Genomic DNA, 21,114 nt, shown 5'->3' with positions numbered 1-21,114 from the left:
ACGTAAAACCCGTTAAGCATAATGCTTAACGGGTTTTTGTTATGGGTTTTGTTTATATAATAACTTTGAAGACAACATAAACCGGTCTGACGACCGGCTTAGCGATGATAGAAGCAAACCTCATTGGATTGGAGCTTTATTACGCCGTCTTTTCTGCCCTTACGCAGCCTATGAAGAATTACAAGACGGGGCATCAATGTCCAGAGATGCCAGCAAATTAAACTAATCATATAGGGTTCAGGTACCCAAGGATAGATAACAGTGATAACACAGAGACCAAACCAGAGTAAATGACGGTGAAGTTTTCGGAACAGACCATGCTCCACCATCTGAACAGGGACATATCCGATCCAAGGTATTGTACTACGCCAGCTCCATCTGCGGTCATCTGGCTCATCTACACGGATCATTGTCAAACGAATGATGAGATAGTGGATGACTTGAATAATAAGAATACCTAACATCCAGCTTAAGAGGCCGCTCCATTGATACATAAGGAACTGGAATAAGCCCAAGATTAGACTAATGGACATATAGCTTGCCATGATTTCCTGCGGTATATTTATTTTATGTATTAATTGATAATGATAGATTGTTGCATTACGGTTCAGCTGCTGTTCTCTCTTCATACGCTTCCTCCATTAAAAATAAGGGGCAGATAGGCTGCTCTATAGTTAATTATCGGAAGAAGAGAGAGGGAAATGAATGGAGGATACTTGAACTGCGCAAAAAACGCCCAACTGGAACAGGACAGCCATGATGCACATATAGTGTATAAATATTTGAATTAGGCTATGAAACAAGTATAGCATTATAGGATATGTGGCATAATGGTAGGTAAGAGATTGAGGAAAAGGGCGGCGATACCTATATGTATGATGTTGATACCCGTCACTGTATTATATGCGGGCAGGAGAAAACAGACGGAATTCGTATAATAACGGAGTTTGTATGTGAGACTTGCGAATCGGAGATGGTCCGGACTGATGTAAAGGACGATAAATATCTCTTCTTCGTTCATCAATTGAAGCAAATCTGGATACAGAAAAATGCATAGTCTTATTATAGGCATGCATGACCGGTAAGACGAGTCTTCGGGAGAGGACGGCTTGCCGGTTATTTATATTCTGATAAAATAAATTTGATTTTTAAGGTGAAATGACTGGCAGAGGGGAAGCTTTCATGAAAGATGAGATGGTCGAAGCACCATTATACCAAGCATTATTGAAGCATCGGGAAGGTAGTCCAGTCAGTATGCATGTTCCCGGCCACAAGTCGGGAGAAGGCCTCGAAGATACAGACTTTAAAGAGCTGCTGCACGTATACTCAATTGATGTAACAGAACTGGCGGATACGGATGATCTTCATCATCCGGAAGGGGTGATTCTGGAGGCGCAGCAGTTGGCGGCATTGTGCTTTGGCGCTGAGGAAACTCACTTCCTGGTGGGGGGAAGCACTGCTGGCAATCTTGCGATGATACTGGCTGTATGTGAGCAGGGAGACCAGATTATTGTTCAGCGAAATGTCCATAAGTCGGTTATTCATGGATTAATGCTGGCCGGGGCTGAACCGGTCTTTGTCATGCCTGATATAGATTCAGAGACAGGACTTCCAACGGTACCTGCGCTTCAAACGATTAAGGATGCTTTACATAGGTATCCGGCTGCAAAGGGTGTACTGTTATCTACACCAAACTACTACGGGATGAGTATGGAGCTGCAGTCTTATGCCGACGCTGCTCATCTAGCGGGAGTGCCGCTGCTTGTCGATGAAGCACATGGAGCTCACTATGGTCTTCATCCAGCGTTTCCCAAGTCAGCCCTGCAGCAAGGGGCAGATGTCGTCGTTCAATCAACGCATAAGACGCTTACGGCTATGACAATGGCAGCCATGCTGCATACGAGAGGAAACCTGGTGAGTGCCAAACGCTTGAAGCATGCGTTAACAATGGTTCAAAGCTCGAGTCCCTCTTACCCGCTGCTTGCTTCGCTGGACATTACAAGAGCTCAGCTGGCCCGTAAGGGCCCCGAATACTTTAGGAAGGGGCTTGCTGCAGCAGAGCGCTTCAAAGCACGTCTACTGTCAGCAGGCCTACCTATAAGGCTGATTGGAGATAAGGGACCTAATTATCACGCTTATACGGCACTTGATCCTCTGCGGCCAGTAATTTATGATTCGTCAGGCCGTGTTAGCGGTTATATGCTGCTTAAGCTGCTGTCAGATCAAGGGATATGGGCAGAAATGGCGGATGAACGTCATGTTGTGCTGCTGTTTGGCGCCTATACGGAGGTGGAAACGGCTGACCGGATCGCGGATGTTTTAATAACGCTAATGGATCAGCTGGATGCACACCCCAGGGGGAAAAAGGAATCAGTCAAGTTATCTGCTGGTTCTTCTACGGGGCTGGCATTTGCTTCTGCAGATCTGGTTCAGCCTCCATTTCGCATTCAGCGCTGGCTGCCGGAGGATGAGGAGACAGAACGGGTTTCATTAGAGGAAGCGGCGGGAAGGAAGGCGGCAGAAATGATCATCCCCTACCCGCCAGGCATTCCTCTTGTCTATCATGGAGAAATTATTAGCTCGCAGGTAATCCGGGTCATAAGCGAGCTCGCTGCCAGCGGTGCCCGTTTTCAACAGGCAGAATATGCAGGGTTACCAAGCATCCGTGTGATGAAGCGAAAGGATGAACATAATAAAAAGGTTCAGGTTTAACAAAGCCTCTGCTATTATTAAGGTAAGGTTAAATTATATTATCCATGATGATGCAGAAGGGGTATAACAAGTGCGCAAAGGTTTCTTCATGACAATAGAAGGTGGCGAAGGCGCCGGTAAAACGACTGTAATCACAGGACTCACCCGTTATCTTGAGGAACAAGGCTATGAGGTGATTACTACACGTGAGCCAGGCGGTATTCCGATTGCCGAATCAATCCGGTCCATAATATTGGATCCTGTCCATACTATGATGGACCCGCGAACCGAAGCGCTTTTGTATGCTGCCGCAAGAAGACAGCATCTTATGGAGAGAGTGCTGCCGGCTCTCGAAGCAGGTTGTATTGTGCTCTGTGACCGTTTTGTAGACAGCAGCCTGGCCTACCAGGGACATGCGCGCGGACTCGGCATGGAGGAGGTATGGAAGATTAACCGGTTTGCGATTGAAGGCGCCATGCCCGATTTGACACTATATATGGATGTAGACCCGAGACTCGGTATGCAGCGAATTCACGAGGCTAAGCAGCGTGAGATCAACCGCCTCGATCTGGAGGGACTATCCTTCCACGAACGGGTAAGAGAAGGATATCTTAAGCTGCTCGAGAAATTCCCTGAACGGCTGATTAAGGTAGATGCAAACCGGATGATCGACGATGTTCTTCTACAAGTTATTACTGAAACTGCAGCACGGATTAAAGGGTTTTCATACCTTCGTGTCAAATAATAAACAGAAATAGGCACCATTTCTGGATTTATGACTATTGTGAAGCAGGAGGGGTTAGGATGAAGCTAGTCATTGCCGTTGTACAGGATAAGGACAGCAACCGGTTATCCAATTCTTTGGTAAGCGAAGGTTTTCGTGCCACGAAACTGGCCAGTACCGGAGGGTTTCTCCGCGCGGGAAACACTACATTCATGATCGGTATTGAGGATGAACGTGTGCCGGATGTGCTGCAGGTTATCCGTAACAACTGTAAAGTACGCGACCAACTCGTCACACCTGTTTCACCAATGAGCGGCTCGACGGATTCCTACATGCCTTTTCCGGTAGAAGTCCAGGTCGGCGGTGCCGCCGTCTTTGTACTGCCGGTAGAGCGGTTTGAACATTTTTAATTAACTGCAGTGCCTGAAACAACAGGTATTTTATAACTTGCGAATTGGGTGTGAGATCACACATGAAAATAAATCCGGGCTACCGGCCGCTCGGTCAGGACCGAACACGTGCCGATATGCCACCCCGGCCTGCACAGCTGCCAAATTTCTCGGACGTTATGGGAGGTCAAGAGAAGCAGCGGACACAAGAAGAGCTGCAGCGGAAGCTGCAGGACATTCATAATCAGGGTGAGCGGCTCGCACGGCATATGACTGTACGCGAGCTAAAGCTGTACCGGGAGATGGTCAAGCGCTTCCTGGAGGATACAGCAAGACGGGGAGTCGGCTTGAAGGAAACAAAAGGCTGGGACCGTAAGGGACGGACTAAACGGTATAAGCTGTTGGATGAGATTGATGAAGCCCTCGTACAAATGGCAGAAGAGCTGCTCGAGTCCGAACAGGGGCGGATCGCACTCTTGGGACATATGGGGGAAATCAGGGGGATGCTGATTAACCTTTTATATTAAGCTTCGAAGGGTGACAGAGAGGGATTAACGAGATGTCATTTCAAACGATACCGGGTCAGGACAAGGCTAAGCGTATATTGCAGACTGCCCTGCGCCGCGAACAGGTTTCACATGCGTATTTATTCAGCGGGCCGCAGGGTACGGGACGCGAGGCTGCGGCCCTTGCTTTTGCCCAGGCTCTATTCTGTGAAAAAGCTGGCGATGATGCATGCGGAGAATGTCTGGCCTGCCGTAAATTCATGCATGGGAATGAACCGGATCTGCATCGTATTGCGCCGGAGGGTGCGTCCATTAAGATCGACCAGATCCGGGAGCTTCAGCGGGATATGTCATATCGCGCCGAGAGTACGAAGCGTAAGGTTTATATTATGGAGCAAGCGGAAAAAATGACACTGCAGGCCGCCAACGGCCTGCTTAAGTTTCTTGAGGAGCCTGCTGCTTCCGTTGTTGCGATCCTGATTACGGAGAACAGCCACGCTGTGCTGCCAACGATTCGGTCCAGGGCACAGCTCGTTCCCTTCCTGCCTGTATCTCGCAGTGAGATGCTGGGACAGCTGCTTGAGGAGGGTCAACCGGAGCTGCTCGCACGCGCAGCGGTACAATTAGCATCGGGTCTTGATGCAAGCCGCCGGCTTATCCAGCAAGAGGGGTTTGCAGAAACAAGAAACGTAGTGATACAATTAGGGAAGGACAGCCTGGAGAGGTTTTCGTCCGCTATTGTGACAGCAGGCCAACAGGTTTTCAAATCAGGTCTTGATTACTCATCCGATCTGCTTATTGCTTTGCTAGTATTATGGTATAAAGATTTGCTTCATATACAAGCAGGCAGGAAGCAGGATCTCGTTTATATAGACCAAGCAGACTGGCTCAGCAAGCATGCATTTCAGAGACCTCCGGAGACATGGGTGAGGCACATGGAACTGGCTCTGGAGGCGGAAAGGCGTATTCGTGCGCATGTATCCCCGCAGCTTGCCCTTGAGCAATTTTTAGTTAGCATACAGGAGGGCTAAGTCCTTGTATAATGTAGTCGGTGTCCGCTTCAAGAAAGCAGGCAAAATTTATTACTTCGACCCGGCCACACATCCTGTTCAAAGCGATCAGCATGTCATTGTGGAGACTGCACGCGGAGTCGAGTACGGCAAAGTCGTTGTTGGTCAAAAGCAGGTAGGTGAAGATGATGTTGTCCTTCCGCTTAAGAAGGTCATCCGCATCGCGAGCGATGCCGATGCCAAAGTCGTGGAAGAGAACAAGAACGCTGCCAAGAATGCTTTTGCAACATGCATAGAGAAAATACGTGACCATAAGCTTCGCATGAAGCTGGTAGATGTGGAATTCACGTTTGACCGCAATAAAATTATTTTTTATTTCACGGCTGAAGGCCGTGTGGATTTTCGTGAATTGGTCAAGGATTTGGCAAGTGTATTTCGTACCCGAATTGAGCTCCGCCAGATTGGTGTGCGTGACGAGGCCAAGATGTTGGGCGGAATCGGTCCCTGCGGCCGAGTGCTGTGCTGTTCGTCCTGGCTTGGGGATTTTGAGCCCGTATCGATTAAGATGGCCAAGGACCAGAATTTATCCCTTAATCCAACGAAGATATCTGGTCTGTGCGGCCGATTAATGTGCTGCTTGAAATTTGAGCATGATAATTATGAAAGCGTCCGGGAGGAACTGCCTGCAGTCGGCAAAGTTGTTATTACTTCCTTAGGGGAAGGCAAAGTAACCGGCATTAATGCTTCTTCGAGGACCGTGTATGTCCAGCTGTTTGAAACGGGAGGCAAGCCGAAGGAGCTTCCGTTTGATGATGTTGTCGTAAAATAAACGATCGTTTCGTGCATGCTCTGGGGTGGGAAAGTGGAGAAGAAAAATCATCTTTTTGCACAAATGGACAAGCTGGAGTCAAGTATAAGCGAACTTCATACGGAAATCGGTCAGATGAAGCTTAAGATCAAGACGCTGCTTGAAGAGAACAACCGTCTCAGCTTTGAGAACCAGCAGCTTCGCAAGATGCTGAAGGCCGGGGCATCTGATGCGGCCAAGGAAGACCGCCGGAAGCAGGCAGACGATGAAGCCGAACAAGAATTGGGCCCTGCAGGGTTTGTTCAGCCGCCTGTCGGAGAAGGGTACGATAATCTGGCAAGACTGTACCATGAGGGGTTTCATATCTGTAATGTATATTATGGTCATTTGAGAACTGAAGGCGATTGCCTGTTCTGTCTGTCGTTTTTGAACAAGTAAATGAATGAACACATCTGGGGACCCGTAGGGGTCCTCTTTTGCAGAAGAAGGAGATTCTATGTCAGAGCCGCCAATTGAGCTGCAGCCGTCTGAACGGCTAGATGATCTACTTACCCATAATTTACATATTATTCAGAGCCCTGAGGTGTTTAGCTTTTCAATGGATGCTGTACTGCTGGCCCGGTTCGCTCATATCCCGATGAGGGGGCGCGTCCTGGATTTGTGCAGCGGGAATGGGGTGATCCCTCTGCTAATGTCAACACGTACGAATGCCTCTATTGATGCTGTTGAACTTCAGCCGCGCCTCGCTGACATGGCCAGACGCAGTATCAAGCTTAATGGACTGCAAGACCGGCTTACGGTCCATGAGGGAGACCTCAGAACCTATCACTTGAGCAGCGGGTATGGTGTGTATGATGCGGTTACGGTCAACCCCCCCTATATGCCGGCTCATACGGGCGATGCCAATGTGAACAGCCATTACGCCATTGCAAGGCATGAGATTCACTGCACGCTGGAGGATGTGGTGACAGCTTGTGCCAGACTGGTGAAATCGGGCGGGAAAGTGGCAATGGTTCACCGACCCACACGTCTTGCGGAAATCATCACATATATGAAACAGGTTAAGCTGGAGCCCAAGCGCATTCGCTTTGTCCATCCTTATCTGGGGTCGGAGGCTAATATGGTATTAATTGAAGCGATGAGGGATGCCAGGCCGGAAGTGAAAATTTTGCAGCCGCTTATCGTTTACAAGGAGAACAAGCAGTATCATGATGAGCTGATGGAGATTTATTACGGAACTGCTAATGTGGGTAAGAAGGAGGTAGGGGAATGATCGTACAGAAGAGCTTCTCTGGTGAGAGGGAGTCACAGGCCGGTACATTATATATAGTAGGAACACCGATCGGCAACCTGGAAGACATGACCTACCGGGCTGTGAGGACGCTGCGTGAAGTGGATCTGATAGCTGCCGAGGATACGAGACAGACCAGGAAGCTGCTTACACACTTTGAAATCTCCACACGTCTGGTGAGCTATCATGAACATAACAAGCATGCCAGCGGCCCTGAACTAGTTCGTCTCCTGCTGGCAGGTCAGTCGATCGCGCTTGTCAGTGACGCAGGCATGCCCGCGATATCTGACCCAGGTGCTGATCTTGTGAGGGATGCCATCAGCCGTCGAATTCCGGTTGTTCCGATTCCGGGCCCAAACGCAGCGCTCTCTGCTCTTGTTGTGTCCGGGCAGTCGACGGAACGGTTCTTATTCGCCGGATTTCCTCCGAGAGACCGGAAACCTCTGCAGGCATTTTTGACCGAGCTGCAGTATGAGCAGGCAACGTTATTGTTTTACGAGTCGCCGCATCGGCTGATCAAAACTCTGCATGCTGTTAGGGAGGTATGGGGAAACCGGGAGGTTGCGCTAGTAAGAGAACTGACCAAACGCCATGAGGAAGTAGCGAGAGGCACGGTTGAAGAAGCTCTGGCGCTTCTGTCCGAGCATCCTCCACAAGGCGAGTATTGTATCGTAATAAGCGGCGCGGCTGCAGGTGATAGGCCAGATCCAGCTGAGCAAGCATTCTGGAAGGAGTGGACGTTAACCCGACATGTAGCTTATTATGAAGAGCAATCGGGTGACCGCAAGGAAGCGATGAAGAAAGCAGCAGCAGACCGGGGGATGTCGAAGCGAGATGTGTACAGTAAGGTGCTAGAAGAGCAGGAGGGTACGTAAAAGAAGCAGAAGCGTAATACGGCTGGAAAAATGGGGATGGAAAAAAAAAGACCTTCCTGGCCGGGTTCTAGCACAGGAAGGCAGCAAGGAGTATAAAAAGGTTAGAATTAACAAATGGAATGTGCCTTTATTATAACCTATAATTCTTATTTTGTCACAGGTGTAGGCAATTCTGTTATACATTCATTGCAAACAATTTTGCCTTTGAAATACGTGACATTCTCTGCATTACCGCAGAAGATACAAGCAGGCTCATATTTTTTGAGCATGATCCGCTCGCCGTCCACGTAAATCTCCAAAGCATCCTTCTCACCAATGCCCAGTGTGCGGCGAAGCTCAATCGGGATAACAACCCGTCCCAGTTCATCAACTTTACGTACAATACCTGTAGATTTCATCATATTTATCTTTTCCCCTCTCAATGAGTTCAACATTATTCGACATCGTTTTACTTTTTTCTCAATATCTATAGTACCAACCATTCCCATAATAGTCAACAGGAAAATGAGATATTTTATGCACATTTCGTAAAAAGTGCAGTGTGTTCAATAAAACGGTTTCGATTTCCATAATTCGGGAGGAGAAGGGTTGGAAATGATATATCGACATAATTCGACAAAAGACCACAGTCGATAAAGTTTTTGTCGAATTAATAGTATCCATTATACGCGAGGTGAGAAGCATGCGGCATGACTTGGCTGAAGAGAAAGTGTTCAAAGATCCGGTACATAAATATATTTACGTGCAAGACCAGATAATATGGAATCTCATTAATACAAAAGAATTCCAGCGTCTCCGGCGAATCAGGCAGCTGGGAACTTCTTATTTAACTTTTCATGGAGCGGAGCACAGCCGATTCTCCCATTCGCTCGGTGTATATGAAATAACACGCAAGATTATTTCACAATTTGAACGGAATAAATATCCTGACTGGCCAGAGGAAGAACGCTTGGTATCATTATGCGCTTCTTTGCTTCATGATGTAGGACATGGACCCTTCTCCCACTCCATAGAGGATGTGTTCGATACCCACCATGAGGAATGGACCTGTCGCATTATAATGGAAGATACTGAGATAAACGAGGTGCTGCGCTCGGTGTCGGAAGACTTTCCGGCGAAGGTGGCATCGGTTATATGTAAAACCTATCCTCAACCGATTGTCATCAGCCTCGTTTCGAGCCAGATGGATGCTGACCGTATGGACTACCTGTTGAGGGATGCCTACTATACGGGCGTTAATTACGGCACCTTTGATCTGGACCGGATTCTGCGCGTGCTTCGTCCGTACCGTGACAAGATTGTCGTCAAGGAAAGCGGTATGCACGCCGTTGAGGACTATTTGATGTCCCGTTACCAGATGTACTGGCAGGTTTACTTTCATCCGGTTACCCGCAGTTCTGAAATTATCCTCAGACAGATATTTCGCAGAGCAAAAGAGCTTTATGCGGGTACGTATACATTTCAATATATGATGGAGCCGCTGGATAAGCTGCTGAGCAACAATCTGGATGTCGCGGCTTATCTTCAGCTGGATGAAGCACTTGTTCAAACTGTCTTTAGCCAATGGATGAATGAGCAGGATCAGCTCCTGGCTAATTTGTGCCAGCGGTTCATTGACCGGGCCTTGTATAAATATGTAACAGTTGAACAAATGGATGAGTCTCTCAATGCACAGATTCGCGCAAATTTTGAAAAAATCGGTCTTCATCCTGACTATCATCTGGAAATTGATTATCCCTTCGATCTTCCGTATCATGTATACCGTCCGGGCAACTCTGAAGGCGAAGAAAAAGCGCCTATTCTACTGCTCGGCAGTAAGGACCAACTGGAGGATATATCCGGTAAGTCGGATATTATCCGGTCAATCGCCGGGCTACATAGAGGCAAGTATCACCTTTATTACCCCGAAGAAGAACTTTTGAAACACAATAATCAATTAGATGATGAAATTCGACAACTTTTTAATGTATAAATGCTAAATCGACAGAATAGAGGAGCCAAGAACCTATGTTAATCGACACGCATACCCATCTGGATTCCAAGAAATTTGACAACGACCGGGAAGCTGCTATTCAGCGGGCGAGAGAAGCTGGTGTCGAAATCATGATCAATGTCGGCTTCGATAGAGAGACCATTCCGTCCACTATGGAGCTGGCTGAGAAATATGAATTTATATACGCGGTTATCGGCTGGCACCCGGTCGAGAGCATACATATGCGGGAAGAGGATTTGGAGTGGATCGAGCGGTTATCCGCCCATCCTAAGGTAGTTGCTATTGGAGAAATTGGTCTGGATTATCACTGGGATACATCCCCCAAGGATGTTCAGCATGAAGTATTTCGCAAACAAATCCAGCTGGCTAAGCGGGTAGGAAAACCGATTGTCATTCATAACCGGGATGCGCACGAAGATGTGGTTCGTATCCTGCGTGAGGAAAAGGCTGAAGAGGTGGGAGGGGTCATGCACTGCTTCTCGGGAAGCTGGGAAACGGCCAAGCAGTGCCTGGACATGAATTTCTATATCTCCTTTGGGGGACCGGTTACCTTCAAGAATGCCAGGGTGCCTAAGGAAGTGCTCGCCAAGGTGCCGGAAGACCGGCTCTTGATCGAAACAGATTCTCCCTACCTGTCTCCGGAGCCTTATCGGGGCAAACGAAATGAGTCTGCCTACGTGGCTTATGTAGCAGATGCGGCTGCGGTAATATTAGGTAAAGACAGGAAGGAAATTGAAAAAATAACAACGGATAATGCCAAAATTTTGTTTGGCCTCTAGCGAAATCACGTAAAAAGGTTAGAAAAAGCGACCTATACGGTGAAAAAAGTGATTTTACTTCGCCGAATCGCGACTTTTTTGCGTGATTTTCCTTAAATAAGCTTTAAATCGTCTTTTTCGCGTTCTTTACAATGCTGGTCCAAAGACGGTATGATTCTTCTCAGAGCTTTTGAGTTTGTATCCATTTCCAGTTGCGCTTAATCTCCGTATGGAGAGCGGGGGAACCGATACATCCTTTTGCCTAACCCACGGGCAAGGACTGTATTTGAATTCTTCTAGGGGTGAATTTGTAAGACGATCCGGTCATCATATTGGCTGGGCGTTGATCATTAGGGCGGCTCTCTTGCCCGAACCCGACAGCTAACCTCGTAAGCGTTCATAGAGAGATCTCGTGCATCCACTAGCCTATGAATCCATTCCTGCCGGAAGCCACGAAGGATCCTCTGACGTCGGCTTCTTTTATTTTTTGAATAATACGTAAAAGGACGTCATAGGTTTTCATCATGGGGGTGGGGCTTTGCGGTGTAACTGGAACAGCGTGCTTGCACGCATACTACCAATAGTCGCGTCATTTATACTCATGTCACTCTAGGGCGGCGGGGCTATGAAGGAGGACCGAAGAAGTGGGCGCTTTCCAAATCAAGGAATCCCATGGTAAACGATCATCCAGCATGACTTTCGCATTGCGATGGAAGCATGAAAACTTGCGTTTGATTCTTTTAAGTGGAATTATCTCAATCGCTATGACTTTCATGTTTTTGGTGTTGTTGTACGGAACGGCTGATAAGAGCGTCTCCGTAGTAGTTAATGGACAAGAAACCGTTGTTTCTACGAAGCAATGGGTCCTGCAACGCCTACTGGATGAACAGGCCATTACGGTTGGTCCGCATGATAAGGTGTCACATCCGCTGGATGCGCCAGTGAAGGATGGAGACCAGGTTGTCATCGACCAAGCTGTACAAGTAACCGTAAAGGCTGACGGGAAATCAAAAACGTTCTACACGACAGGAAAAACAGTTGGGGCAGCGATCGAGCAATCAAATATTGCGATTCGCGAGCAGGATAAGGTTTTCCCGGCCTTGAATGCTGAGCTTAAAGCCCATATGGCTGTATCGGTTACCCGTGTCGACAAGAAGTTGACCGAAACCGAACATACGATGCCTTTCACTGTGGTGAAGCGCAAAGATCCTAATCTTGAGGTCGGCCAGCAGAAGGTCGTTCAAGAGGGTCAGGAAGGGCTTATCGTTAAACAATTCGAAAAAGTATACGAGGACGGACAGCTGGTCGAAAACCGGCTCGTCACCAAATATATGGAGACGTCTAAGCGGGATCACATCGTGGCAGTCGGTACGAAGAAACCGGAACCAAAGGTTGAGATCCTGACGGCGCAATCATCGAGTGCAGGTGCTACTGTAACCAAGCAAGGCGTATCGTTTAAGTCCAAGAAGGTACTTAAGAACGTCACCTTAACGGCCTACTCGGCCGGCGTGGCTTCAACCGGCAAGAGCGAAAACCATCCTCAGTATGGTATAACGGCTTCCGGAGCCCGCGTGAAGGAAGGGCGGACGATAGCAGTTGATCCGAAGGTTATTCCGATCGGCTGGTGGGTCTACATTGAGGGCATTGGCTTCCGCCGTGCGGAAGACACTGGTAGTGCCATCAAAGGCAATAAGATTGATGTCTATTTTGACAGTGAGTCTTATGCATTGAAGTTCGGCAGAAAAAAGGGTTACACCGTGTATGTCCTTGGCCCGAACAAACCATCGGCAAGCTAAACCGGTATCATCTATAAACCTCTATGCGCAGTTTTATCCTCCGGCAGGGGATGGCTGTGCTGGAGGTTTTTCTGTGATTTAGACAGACAGTCCTGTATACTAGCCAGTAGCGGCACAGGGTTAGTTTCATGTATAGCATTAGACGATCTAGGCTACCCTTAGGTTGCATAAGGGCAGGCTTTTTTGAAAGGATTTTTCCATGATAAAAGAAATTATTGTAGTGGAAGGCAAGTCCGATACGGCTGCCATCCGCCGTGCGGTTGAAGCTGAGACGATAGAAACTAACGGATCAGCGATCGGGGAGGCAGTGCTTCGGCGAATCGAGCTGGCTGCAGAACGGCGGGGCATCATAATATTCACTGATCCGGACCACGCCGGTGAACGGATACGCAAGATTGTCTCCCGCCGTGTACCGGGATGCAAGCATGCGTTCCTGCCTCAGGAGGAAGCGGAGTATAAGGGAGACATTGGAATCGAGAACGCACAGCCTGAGGCTATCAGGCGGGCGTTAGCGACGCTGCGCACCGAAACGGCCGGTTTAGAGGCGGAAATAACCTGGGATGACCTAATTAGAGCCGGACTCATCGTGCACCCGGAGGCAGCTTCGCGCCGGCTCATCGCAGGCAATGCGCTCGGTATTGGCTATGCGAACGGCAAGCAGTTCTTCAAGAGGTGTACGATGTTTCAGATAACAAGAGCAGAATTTGATCGGGCTGTTCAGCTGCTGGAGAATGATAAGGGAAGAGGTGAAGCCGATGCCTGAGGATACGGGTAGCAGGCCGGTTGTTTCTTCGCCGAAGCGGACGAAGGACATCATAGCAAGACACGGCTTTTCATTTAAGAAGAGCCTCGGGCAAAATTTTCTGATTGATCATAATATCCTGAACAAAATAGTAGACGCAGCAGAGCTTAACGAACACAAGGGAGCCCTGGAGATTGGGCCGGGCATTGGCGCGCTTACCGAGCAGCTGGCCAGGACAGCGGGCAAGGTGACGGCAGTTGAAATTGATCAGCGGCTTATTCCTATTTTGGCGGAGGTGCTCGCTGATTATGAGAATACCGAAGTCATTCACGGGGATGTCCTAAAGCTCGACCTCCAGGCTTTGTTTAGGGAACGCTTTGGAGATATGGAGAGTGTGAGCGTAGTTGCCAACCTCCCTTACTATGTAACAACTCCGATATTGATGAAGCTGCTGGAAGAGCGCCTGCCGCTTGAGCACATCGTAGTGATGATTCAAAAGGAAGTGGCAGAACGGATCGCAGCGGCTCCCGGGTCCAAAACGTACGGTAGTCTCAGTGTGGCTGCCCAGTACTATTGTGAGCCCCGTATGATATGCATTGTGCCTCACACGGTATTTATTCCCCAGCCGAATGTAGATTCGGCTGTTATCCGGCTTACCGTCCGCAAGACACCGCCTGTTGAATTAAAGGATGAAGAGCAGTTTTTCCGTATCGTGCAGGGTTCATTTGCACAGCGGCGCAAGACGCTGGCTAACAATCTCTCTGCGCTCCTGGGTAAAGAGCGGCGGGATGAGATCAATGCCCTCCTGACGAGCTGTGAGATAGAGCCTTCACGCCGCGGCGAGACGTTGTCCCTGCAGGAGTTTGCACGTCTTAGCAATGCTATCGCGGACAAGGGCTGGCTGTAGGAGCCCGACTTAAGTCCAGTTTAAGACTGAACCTCAGGCTGAGCTATGAATCCGGAATATAGGGTATTCTAAATTAAGGAAGGGCTTCTAGGCTAGAGGCCGTGAGACGAATGGAGGTGATAGTAGGGTGGATTCGTATGTACATGTTGGAGAACCGGCGCCCGTCATGATACGCAAGCGCAGCAAGGCCGCTGCGGCGATGCTGTCTCTGATGCTGCCGGGAACAGGTCATCTCTATCTCGGTGAGCTGCCAAGAGGTCTTGCCTTTATGGTGCTGCTCATCAGCAATATTGTTATGCTGGTCTTTGCCGGAATGAATGATATTCCACTTAAGGTACTCGCGATTGTGTTCCTGTCCCTTATGATCCCGGTCATCTATGTCGTGACCTTGTTTGATTCCCTGCATCAAGCAGAATACATAAACCGCCAATGTCAGGCTGCCGCTGGGCCCCATCCAGGCATGCATCCTGAACCTCATCAGCCGTTCTCCGTAAGGCGGTAAAACGGGTATCAGCGAGAGCTCCACATCCTGTAAGAAAGGATGATGGGGCTTTTATTGTGCCTGAATACCAAACACCAAACGGGCTATTATCCCATAGGATAGACGAAGAGGTGATAGGCTCATGAAGCAAGGGGATTATGTCGTGCGTAAATCGTACGGCGGCGATGTTCTGTTCCGTATTGAATCATTCTGGCAGCATTCCGCTATACTGAAAGGAATCGATTACAGGCTGTTAGCGGATGCACCGCTTGGTGATCTGGATGTGATTGCTAACCCGGAGCAGACGGGGGCATCACAGGAAGTGAAGATTAAAGTGAACGAGACGATGCGTCGGATTCAGCAGCAGACAGCCAGGCTTGAAGAGCAGCGGAGTATGTACTACGGGCCGCGGCCGGGTATGCCCAAGGGAGGGGGTCCCTATTTTGAAGTACCCGGCAAGGTACTCCATCTGGACGGTGATGGCAGTTACCTTAGAAAAAGCATGCAGCTATATAACCATATGCGTGTTCCCGCACAGGGCCTTCATGCCCACGAATCCCAGATGCCCGGTCTGCTTCAACAGCTTCTACCGAGTCTGCAGCCGGATATTATTGTAATCACGGGTCATGATGGTCTGCTGAAGAATCGGCCAGAGCCTAATTTGCAGCAGCTGAGCAGTTACAAGAATTCTCAAAACTTTGTCAATGCTGTACGGGTTGCAAGGAATTATGACCATAACCGGGACAGCTTGATTATTATAGCAGGTGCCTGTCAATCGCACTTTGAAGCGCTGCTGCAGGCAGGTGCTAATTTTGCAAGCTCACCGGACCGGATTCTGATTCATGCGCTGGATCCTGTGTATATAGCGGTTAAAGCAAGTCAAACACCGATACGCGAAACGATTAGCCTTAATGATGCCATCTACGGAACGATTAGCGGTGCGGCGGGGGTTGGGGGAATTGAGACATCAGGGACTTACCGGGTAGGTATGCCCAGGCCCAAACAAGTAAAGGCTATAGCCCAAGGGCGCTAACGAGGCTTTTTTAAGTACTCAATGCATAATTTACGCTAAAAAAGGCAAAATGCCCGTTGACAGATTATTTGGTTGGTTGTTATAATTATTTGCTTCATTTGACACCACCCTCTTTGTCCGGTATAATGGACAAGGAAAGAGGTGGTAGTGGACAATGGCAAAAAATGCGCTGTTGGAAATTAAACGAAACTTAGAGGCACATGTGGGTTCCAAGATTTGTCTTCGGGCCAATGGCGGCCGACGGAAGACCATTGAACGTACCGGTGTGTTGGAAGAAATCTACCCATCTGTTTTCATCGTCAAACTCGATCAAGACCAGCACGCCTTCAAGCGTGTTTCTTACAGTTATGCTGACATATTAACGGAATCGGTTGAAGTAACGGTGGTTAATGACGAAGGGCAGGTTCGTATCACCTATATTCAGCACTGACTGGATTGCTCCCGCATGTTAGGCATGCCGGCGGCGCATATTATGTAGGGGACAGCTTTCAGCATGACAATGCAGAGAAGGAGGCCCACATAATATGAGCCGCAGAAGACGCAGTGTGATGTCCGAGCAGCTTAAGTATGAGCTTGCCAAGGATCTTGGCTTCTACGATACCGTTCAGAAGGAAGGTTGGGGCGGTATTCGTGCAAAAGATGCAGGAAATATGGTCAAACGGGCTATTCAGCTTGCTGAGCAGTCCGCTCAAGGGAGCAGTAATCCGAATCGGCAGTAGCTTCGATATCCGTCTTATGAATGAACGGCCTTTACGCGTTATACGCGGATGGGCCGTTCTTTCGCTTTTACATACGTCATTTGTTATAATAGCATGAAGTACAAGATCGTTTTAGTGGAGATAAGGCGAGCGGGTGAATAAGATGAAGATCTATGAGAAAGCGCCGGCCAAAATCAATCTTCTGCTGGATGTGCTTGGCAAGCGGAATGATGGATTTCATGAGGTCGAGATGATTATGACTATGGTTGATCTGGCAGACCGCCTGGAGATGGAGGAACTGCCGCGGGATACGATCATTATTTCCAGTCAGGCTGGTTACATTCCGCTTGATGAGAAGAACTTGGCCTTTCAGGCTGCCAAGCTGATTAAAGAACGTTACCAGGTGCGCCAAGGCGTCTATATCCACCTGGACAAGCATATTCCCGTAGCTGCGGGGCTTGCAGGGGGCAGCAGCGATGCGGCTGCTACGCTGCGCGGGCTAAATCGTCTGTGGGGCCTTCATATCCCCGAGAAGGAGCTGTGCGAGCTTGGAGCAGAGCTTGGCTCGGATGTGCCGTTCTGTGTAACCGGCGGGACAGCAATAGCTACAGGACGCGGTGAGAAGCTCGAGCCGATCGATAACCCGCCACAGTGTTGGGTAATACTTGCGAAGCCTCCCATTAATGTCTCAACGGCAGATGTGTATGGGCGCTTCCGTGTTGACGATCTGAAGAGCCACCCTTCTGCGGCCGGGATGGTGGAAGCGATACGGAACCGGTCCTTCTCGGAGGTGTGTGACAGGCTGGGAAATGTATTGGAAACGGTCACACTGCGCCTCTACCCGGAGGTCGCACAGCTGAAGGAAAGTATGATCCGGCTGGGTGCTGACGGCGTGCTGATGTCAGGAAGCGGACCTACTGTATTCGGACTGGTATCCAAAGAATCCAAGGTGGCCAGAATCTATAATGGACTGCGGGGCTTTTGCAAGGAAGTATATGTGGTAAGAATGCTTACATGAAGGTTACGTTCTTCTTGTAAAAAACCGTATAAAAATGTTATATTGACTGTATAACATTCGGTTTTTATCAGGGAGATGGGCCCATGAAGAAATTAAAGCGGAGCGCAAGGCTGGTAGAGATGACACAGTACCTGTTATCCCGGCCTCACACGTTAATTTCGCTGACAGCCTTTGCAGACCGTTATCAGTCTGCAAAATCCTCCATCAGCGAGGATTTGGCGATTATTAAAGAAGTTTTCGAAGGTGAAGGACTTGGCGAGCTGCATACCCTAGCGGGTGCGGCCGGCGGGGTGAAGTATATTCCAAAGACTGATAAACAAGCGGCCTTGTCTACAATTCAGGACATATGCAAGCAGCTGGAGCAGCCGGAGAGGGTGCTGGCTGGCGGCTATCTGTATATGACCGATATGATTGGGCAGCCGTCGGTTATGAGCGATGTGGGGCGTATATTTGCTACGGCATTTGCAAACCGGGACATTGACGTAATCATGACCGTAGAGACCAAAGGTATCCCGCTGGCATACTCGACTGCAACCTTCCTCAATCTGCCCGTTGTTATAGTGCGGCGTGACAATAAAGTGACGGAAGGTTCGGCTGTCAGCATCAATTACGTTTCCGGATCGAATAAGCGTATCCAGACGATGTCGCTGGCAAGACGTGCCTTGAAGGAGCGGTCCAGAGTTCTGATCATTGACGATTTCATGAAGGCCGGCGGAACGGTGCAGGGTATGATCGATCTTCTGACGGAATTTAATGCAACCGTTGCTGGTGTGGGCGTGTTCGTGGAGTCGGGAGAAGTAGAGATCGAGGAACGGCTGCTTGAGGATTATATTTCTCTTGCCAAGCTGACTGCTGTTGATATGAAGACCAAGCACACGACTGTGGTGCCGGGTAATTATTTTAATGAGTAGGGAGGAATAGATGATGTCTAAGCAACAGCCGATTCCGCTGACTACGACAGAAGCGCCGGCAGCAATTGGTCCATATTCACAGGCGGTAAAGATCGGGGGTCTGCTCTTCACCTCGGGGCAAATCCCTCTTAAACCGGACGGTTCGCTTGTTGAGGGCGGAATCGCGGAACAGACGCACCAGGTATTCCGTAACCTTCAGGCAGTTCTTGCAGCTGCAGGGGCCGGACTGAATGATGTAGTCAAGGCAACGGTATTTATTAAGGATATGGATCAGTTTGCAGAACTTAACGCGATCTACGCGGAATACTTTGGCGAGCACAAGCCGGCACGTTCAACTGTAGAAGTGGCACGTCTTCCGAAGGATGTGCTTGTCGAAATTGAACTCATCGCATCGATAGGTGTCGAACAGTAGCGAACCATTTTTTACTCCAAAAAAAACTTATTAAAGTGGCGTAAATTTTCCAAATTCAAGAAGGATTTGGGGGAGAAATGTGGAATTATACACCAAGTCTTCGAAAGGCAAAGGTGGTGAACACAAAGTGCAAATAACCGATGTTAGACTCCGCCGTGTAAATTCCGAAGGAAGAATGAAGGCTATCGCCTCCATCACCATTGACAATGAATTTGTAGTTCACGACATTCGCGTGATCGATGGTAACAATGGTATGTTCGTGGCTATGCCGAGCAAGCGTACTCCGGATGGAGAATTCCGTGATATCGCTCATCCGATTTCCTCCACTACTCGGGAGAAAATCCAAGCTGCTGTCCTGGCTGAATATGAACGCGCAGCGACTGAGGAAGAAACCGCAATTGAAGAAGGTGCGTGAATTCGTGTCATGAGAGAAGAGGGCCCTAAGGCTCTCTTTTCTTTTGGCATGAAGTAATGATATAGTCAGTAATGATTATATTTCGCCCCCGGGTGGGCAGGTTGCGGGGAGGAGAAGAGTAGTTATGAAGAAAATGGCGATTGTGCTTGCTGCGGGTCAAGGCAAGCGGATGAAGTCCAAATTGTATAAAGTGCTGCATCCGGTATGCGGCAAGCCCATGGTGGGACATGTACTCGATACGGTGCGCGATGCGTCCTGTGAACGTGTGGTGGTCATCGTTGGACACGGTGCGGAGGCGGTTCAGGGTTATGTAGGTGACCGCGCCGAATTTGTGCTGCAGGCCGAGCAGTTGGGAACCGGGCACGCTGTTCGCCAGGCTGAGAGTCTGCTGGGAAGTGAAGAGGGTACGACCATTGTGATATGCGGCGATACTCCGCTGGTTACCGCGACTACCATTCAGTCTATGCTGGCGCTTCATGCTTCTTCCGGTGCATCGGCAACTGTCCTGACAGCTGAGCTAGAGGACCCGACAGGGTACGGACGGGTTGTCCGCAGTGCCGGTGGTGCAGTGGAACGAATCGTCGAACATAAGGACTGCTCTGCAGAGGAGCGGAAGGTACGGGAAATTAATACCGGTACATATTGCTTTGATAACAAGAAGCTGTTCGAGGCGCTCGCTAACATACGTAACGATAATGCGCAGGGTGAGTTTTACTTGACGGATGTCATTGGCCTTCTGAAGGAGGCAGGTGATATCGTGCAGGCTTATTGCACATCAGACCTTGCGGAAGCAATTGGCGTCAATGACCGTGTTGCCTTGGCTGAAGCCGAGAAGCTGATGCGCGAGCGTATTATTAAGCGTCACCTCTTGAACGGTGTAACGATCATGGATACATCTAATACCTATATCGAAGATAGTGTGACAATCGGAGCGGATACGGTCCTGTATCCGGGCACAGTGCTGCGCGGACGCACGGTTATCGGCGAGGATTGCCACATTGGCCCGCAGGCTGATATTACCGACTCGGTGCTGAAGAGCGGCGTGCAGGTCAGATATTCCGTCCTGCTGGAAGCTGAAGTGGGGGATGCCTGTGCAATCGGACCTTATGCGAATCTGCGGCCGGGCTCGAAGCTTGACCGCGACTGCAAGATCGGCGACTTTGTCGAGCTGAAGAATGCGTCGCTTGGCAAGGGCAGCAAGGTTTCCCATTTAAGCTATGTGGGAGATGCGGTAGTAGGCAAGGATGTTAACATCGGCTGCGGTGCAATAACGGTTAACTATGATGGCATCAATAAATCGGTAACGGAGATTGGCGACGGCGCATTCATCGGCAGCAACTGTAACCTGATTGCCCCGGTTAAGATTGGGGAGGGTGCTTATGTGGTAGCCGGATCGACGGTAACGCATGATGTGCCGGCAGGCGATCTGGCAATCGCCAGAGAACGTCAGGTTAACAAGGAAGGGTATGCGGAACGAATCCGTGCTAGAGCCAAGCTGAAGAAGGAACGCGGCGGCGAGAGCTAACATCCTCTAGGGTTAATGAAACCGCACGAAGAAGAATGCCGGCTGACCGCAGGGTTAGCCGGCATTCTTCATGGAGGCGCTGGCAAAAAAAGCTTCCCTACGGTTAAACAACCATGGTAATGGGTAAGAAT

26 protein-coding genes and 1 riboswitch are annotated in these 21,114 nt (G+C 49.2%); of the genes, 24 read left to right on the top strand and 2 right to left on the bottom strand.

What is annotated here, in order from left to right:
- Positions 1–98: 98 nt before the first annotated feature.
- Positions 99–629 carry a transposase gene (locus L1N82_RS21760; protein ID WP_235289550.1) on the bottom strand — a complete coding sequence of 177 codons (531 nt, stop codon included), beginning with the start codon at positions 627–629 and terminating at the stop codon, positions 99–101.
- Between the two features lie 242 nt (positions 630–871).
- On the opposite strand from L1N82_RS21760, the gene L1N82_RS21755 reads away from it, so the two are divergent.
- From L1N82_RS21755 to rsmI, 10 genes are all read left to right on the top strand, one after another.
- Positions 872–1,057, top strand: coding sequence for a sigma factor G inhibitor Gin (locus L1N82_RS21755; protein WP_235289549.1), 186 nt, complete (start codon positions 872–874; stop codon positions 1,055–1,057).
- A 125-nt stretch (positions 1,058–1,182) separates the two neighbouring features.
- The gene (locus tag L1N82_RS21750; RefSeq protein ID WP_235289548.1) at positions 1,183–2,712 is read left to right on the top strand and encodes an aminotransferase class I/II-fold pyridoxal phosphate-dependent enzyme; all 1,530 of its coding nucleotides are present in this window, start codon (positions 1,183–1,185) and stop codon (positions 2,710–2,712) included.
- 70 nt (positions 2,713–2,782) lie between these two features.
- Positions 2,783–3,436, top strand: a complete 654-nt coding sequence (tmk, locus tag L1N82_RS21745; RefSeq protein WP_328284511.1) for a dTMP kinase — start codon at positions 2,783–2,785, stop codon at positions 3,434–3,436.
- Between the two features lie 59 nt (positions 3,437–3,495).
- Positions 3,496–3,825, top strand: coding sequence for a cyclic-di-AMP receptor (locus L1N82_RS21740; protein ID WP_111147697.1), 330 nt, complete (start codon positions 3,496–3,498; stop codon positions 3,823–3,825).
- A gap of 62 nt (positions 3,826–3,887) precedes the next feature.
- Positions 3,888–4,331, top strand: coding sequence for a YaaR family protein (locus L1N82_RS21735; RefSeq protein ID WP_235289546.1), 444 nt, complete (start codon positions 3,888–3,890; stop codon positions 4,329–4,331).
- Between the two features lie 32 nt (positions 4,332–4,363).
- Positions 4,364–5,341, top strand: coding sequence for a DNA polymerase III subunit delta' (gene holB / locus L1N82_RS21730; protein ID WP_235289545.1), 978 nt, complete (start codon positions 4,364–4,366; stop codon positions 5,339–5,341).
- 4 nt (positions 5,342–5,345) lie between these two features.
- Positions 5,346–6,149, top strand: a complete 804-nt coding sequence (locus L1N82_RS21725; protein ID WP_235289544.1) for a PSP1 domain-containing protein — start codon at positions 5,346–5,348, stop codon at positions 6,147–6,149.
- A gap of 33 nt (positions 6,150–6,182) precedes the next feature.
- Entirely contained in the window at positions 6,183–6,566 is a 384-nt protein-coding gene (locus L1N82_RS21720) for an initiation-control protein YabA (protein ID WP_328284510.1), read from the top strand.
- A 58-nt stretch (positions 6,567–6,624) separates the two neighbouring features.
- Positions 6,625–7,401 (top strand): tRNA1(Val) (adenine(37)-N6)-methyltransferase, encoded by a 777-nt coding sequence (locus tag L1N82_RS21715; RefSeq protein ID WP_235289542.1) that lies wholly within the window; start codon positions 6,625–6,627, stop codon positions 7,399–7,401.
- Complete coding sequence (gene rsmI, locus L1N82_RS21710; protein ID WP_235289541.1) at positions 7,398–8,294, top strand: 16S rRNA (cytidine(1402)-2'-O)-methyltransferase; 897 nt, start codon at positions 7,398–7,400, stop codon at positions 8,292–8,294. Before L1N82_RS21715 ends, rsmI begins: the two co-directional genes overlap by 4 nt.
- Positions 8,295–8,440: 146 nt before the next feature.
- Here rsmI and L1N82_RS21705 read toward each other — a convergent pair whose 3' ends face one another.
- Positions 8,441–8,695, bottom strand: coding sequence for an AbrB/MazE/SpoVT family DNA-binding domain-containing protein (locus tag L1N82_RS21705; protein ID WP_111147690.1), 255 nt, complete (start codon positions 8,693–8,695; stop codon positions 8,441–8,443).
- A 281-nt stretch (positions 8,696–8,976) separates the two neighbouring features.
- On the opposite strand from L1N82_RS21705, the gene L1N82_RS21700 reads away from it, so the two are divergent.
- The 14 genes from L1N82_RS21700 to glmU all read left to right on the top strand — a co-directional run bounded on the left by L1N82_RS21700 (position 8,977) and on the right by glmU (position 20,983).
- Complete coding sequence (locus tag L1N82_RS21700; RefSeq protein WP_235289540.1) at positions 8,977–10,266, top strand: HD domain-containing protein; 1,290 nt, start codon at positions 8,977–8,979, stop codon at positions 10,264–10,266.
- A 35-nt stretch (positions 10,267–10,301) separates the two neighbouring features.
- Positions 10,302–11,066, top strand: a complete 765-nt coding sequence (locus L1N82_RS21695) for a TatD family hydrolase (RefSeq protein WP_235289539.1) — start codon at positions 10,302–10,304, stop codon at positions 11,064–11,066.
- A 184-nt stretch (positions 11,067–11,250) separates the two neighbouring features.
- Positions 11,251–11,457: riboswitch (cyclic di-AMP (ydaO/yuaA leader) on the top strand.
- Positions 11,458–11,689: 232 nt separating this feature from the next.
- The gene (locus L1N82_RS21690; protein WP_407946800.1) at positions 11,690–12,841 is read left to right on the top strand and encodes a ubiquitin-like domain-containing protein; all 1,152 of its coding nucleotides are present in this window, start codon (positions 11,690–11,692) and stop codon (positions 12,839–12,841) included.
- A gap of 199 nt (positions 12,842–13,040) precedes the next feature.
- Positions 13,041–13,604, top strand: a complete 564-nt coding sequence (rnmV, locus tag L1N82_RS21685) for a ribonuclease M5 (RefSeq protein ID WP_235289537.1) — start codon at positions 13,041–13,043, stop codon at positions 13,602–13,604.
- A complete protein-coding gene (rsmA, locus tag L1N82_RS21680) occupies positions 13,573–14,490 on the top strand; it encodes a 16S rRNA (adenine(1518)-N(6)/adenine(1519)-N(6))-dimethyltransferase RsmA (RefSeq protein WP_235289536.1) in 918 nt (305 codons plus the stop codon). Before rnmV ends, rsmA begins: the two co-directional genes overlap by 32 nt.
- 127 nt (positions 14,491–14,617) lie before the next feature.
- Complete coding sequence (locus L1N82_RS21675; protein WP_235289535.1) at positions 14,618–14,992, top strand: hypothetical protein; 375 nt, start codon at positions 14,618–14,620, stop codon at positions 14,990–14,992.
- A gap of 121 nt (positions 14,993–15,113) precedes the next feature.
- On the top strand, positions 15,114–16,004 hold the full coding sequence (yabG, locus tag L1N82_RS21670; protein ID WP_235289534.1) for a sporulation peptidase YabG: 891 nt from the start codon (positions 15,114–15,116) through the stop codon (positions 16,002–16,004).
- A gap of 154 nt (positions 16,005–16,158) precedes the next feature.
- Positions 16,159–16,434 carry a biofilm formation stimulator Veg gene (gene veg / locus L1N82_RS21665; protein ID WP_111147683.1) on the top strand — a complete coding sequence of 92 codons (276 nt, stop codon included), beginning with the start codon at positions 16,159–16,161 and terminating at the stop codon, positions 16,432–16,434.
- A gap of 94 nt (positions 16,435–16,528) precedes the next feature.
- Entirely contained in the window at positions 16,529–16,723 is a 195-nt protein-coding gene (locus tag L1N82_RS21660) for a small, acid-soluble spore protein, alpha/beta type (protein ID WP_235289533.1), read from the top strand.
- A gap of 142 nt (positions 16,724–16,865) precedes the next feature.
- Positions 16,866–17,720: a 4-(cytidine 5'-diphospho)-2-C-methyl-D-erythritol kinase gene (gene ispE / locus L1N82_RS21655; protein ID WP_235289553.1), complete on the top strand. Its 855-nt coding sequence runs from the start codon at positions 16,866–16,868 to the stop codon at positions 17,718–17,720.
- An 83-nt stretch (positions 17,721–17,803) separates the two neighbouring features.
- Positions 17,804–18,631: a pur operon repressor gene (gene purR / locus L1N82_RS21650; protein WP_235289532.1), complete on the top strand. Its 828-nt coding sequence runs from the start codon at positions 17,804–17,806 to the stop codon at positions 18,629–18,631.
- Between the two features lie 13 nt (positions 18,632–18,644).
- Entirely contained in the window at positions 18,645–19,043 is a 399-nt protein-coding gene (locus tag L1N82_RS21645) for a RidA family protein (RefSeq protein WP_235289531.1), read from the top strand.
- A 127-nt stretch (positions 19,044–19,170) separates the two neighbouring features.
- Positions 19,171–19,458, top strand: a complete 288-nt coding sequence (gene spoVG / locus L1N82_RS21640) for a septation regulator SpoVG (protein WP_111147706.1) — start codon at positions 19,171–19,173, stop codon at positions 19,456–19,458.
- A gap of 124 nt (positions 19,459–19,582) precedes the next feature.
- Positions 19,583–20,983: a bifunctional UDP-N-acetylglucosamine diphosphorylase/glucosamine-1-phosphate N-acetyltransferase GlmU gene (glmU, locus tag L1N82_RS21635; protein WP_235289530.1), complete on the top strand. Its 1,401-nt coding sequence runs from the start codon at positions 19,583–19,585 to the stop codon at positions 20,981–20,983.
- The last annotated feature ends 131 nt before the right edge of the window (positions 20,984–21,114 follow it).

The organism is Paenibacillus tarimensis, from assembly GCF_021532315.1.
Lineage (GTDB): Bacteria > Bacillota > Bacilli > Paenibacillales > Paenibacillaceae > Paenibacillus_I > Paenibacillus_I tarimensis.
This window is presented reverse-complemented; position numbering and strand designations above follow the sequence as displayed.

Excerpts from the sequence above, each read along its gene's own strand:
- rsmA (WP_235289536.1), top strand. The coding sequence starts at position 13,573 with ATGATAAGGGAAGAGGTGAAGCCGATGCCTGAGGATACGGGTAGCAGG.
- ispE (WP_235289553.1), top strand. The coding sequence starts at position 16,866 with ATGAAGATCTATGAGAAAGCGCCGGCCAAAATCAATCTTCTGCTGGAT.
- purR (WP_235289532.1), top strand. The coding sequence starts at position 17,804 with ATGAAGAAATTAAAGCGGAGCGCAAGGCTGGTAGAGATGACACAGTAC.
- L1N82_RS21755 (WP_235289549.1), top strand. The coding sequence starts at position 872 with ATGTATGATGTTGATACCCGTCACTGTATTATATGCGGGCAGGAGAAA.
- veg (WP_111147683.1), top strand. The coding sequence starts at position 16,159 with ATGGCAAAAAATGCGCTGTTGGAAATTAAACGAAACTTAGAGGCACAT.
- L1N82_RS21700 (WP_235289540.1), top strand. The coding sequence starts at position 8,977 with ATGCGGCATGACTTGGCTGAAGAGAAAGTGTTCAAAGATCCGGTACAT.
- yabG (WP_235289534.1), top strand. The coding sequence starts at position 15,114 with ATGAAGCAAGGGGATTATGTCGTGCGTAAATCGTACGGCGGCGATGTT.
- L1N82_RS21705 (WP_111147690.1), bottom strand. The coding sequence starts at position 8,695 with ATGATGAAATCTACAGGTATTGTACGTAAAGTTGATGAACTGGGACGG.
- L1N82_RS21715 (WP_235289542.1), top strand. The coding sequence starts at position 6,625 with ATGTCAGAGCCGCCAATTGAGCTGCAGCCGTCTGAACGGCTAGATGAT.
- rnmV (WP_235289537.1), top strand. The coding sequence starts at position 13,041 with ATGATAAAAGAAATTATTGTAGTGGAAGGCAAGTCCGATACGGCTGCC.
- L1N82_RS21750 (WP_235289548.1), top strand. The coding sequence starts at position 1,183 with ATGAAAGATGAGATGGTCGAAGCACCATTATACCAAGCATTATTGAAG.
- L1N82_RS21740 (WP_111147697.1), top strand. The coding sequence starts at position 3,496 with ATGAAGCTAGTCATTGCCGTTGTACAGGATAAGGACAGCAACCGGTTA.
- L1N82_RS21645 (WP_235289531.1), top strand. The coding sequence starts at position 18,645 with ATGTCTAAGCAACAGCCGATTCCGCTGACTACGACAGAAGCGCCGGCA.
- L1N82_RS21735 (WP_235289546.1), top strand. The coding sequence starts at position 3,888 with ATGAAAATAAATCCGGGCTACCGGCCGCTCGGTCAGGACCGAACACGT.
- L1N82_RS21660 (WP_235289533.1), top strand. The coding sequence starts at position 16,529 with ATGAGCCGCAGAAGACGCAGTGTGATGTCCGAGCAGCTTAAGTATGAG.
- glmU (WP_235289530.1), top strand. The coding sequence starts at position 19,583 with ATGAAGAAAATGGCGATTGTGCTTGCTGCGGGTCAAGGCAAGCGGATG.
- L1N82_RS21760 (WP_235289550.1), bottom strand. The coding sequence starts at position 629 with ATGAAGAGAGAACAGCAGCTGAACCGTAATGCAACAATCTATCATTAT.
- holB (WP_235289545.1), top strand. The coding sequence starts at position 4,364 with ATGTCATTTCAAACGATACCGGGTCAGGACAAGGCTAAGCGTATATTG.
- L1N82_RS21695 (WP_235289539.1), top strand. The coding sequence starts at position 10,302 with ATGTTAATCGACACGCATACCCATCTGGATTCCAAGAAATTTGACAAC.
- rsmI (WP_235289541.1), top strand. The coding sequence starts at position 7,398 with ATGATCGTACAGAAGAGCTTCTCTGGTGAGAGGGAGTCACAGGCCGGT.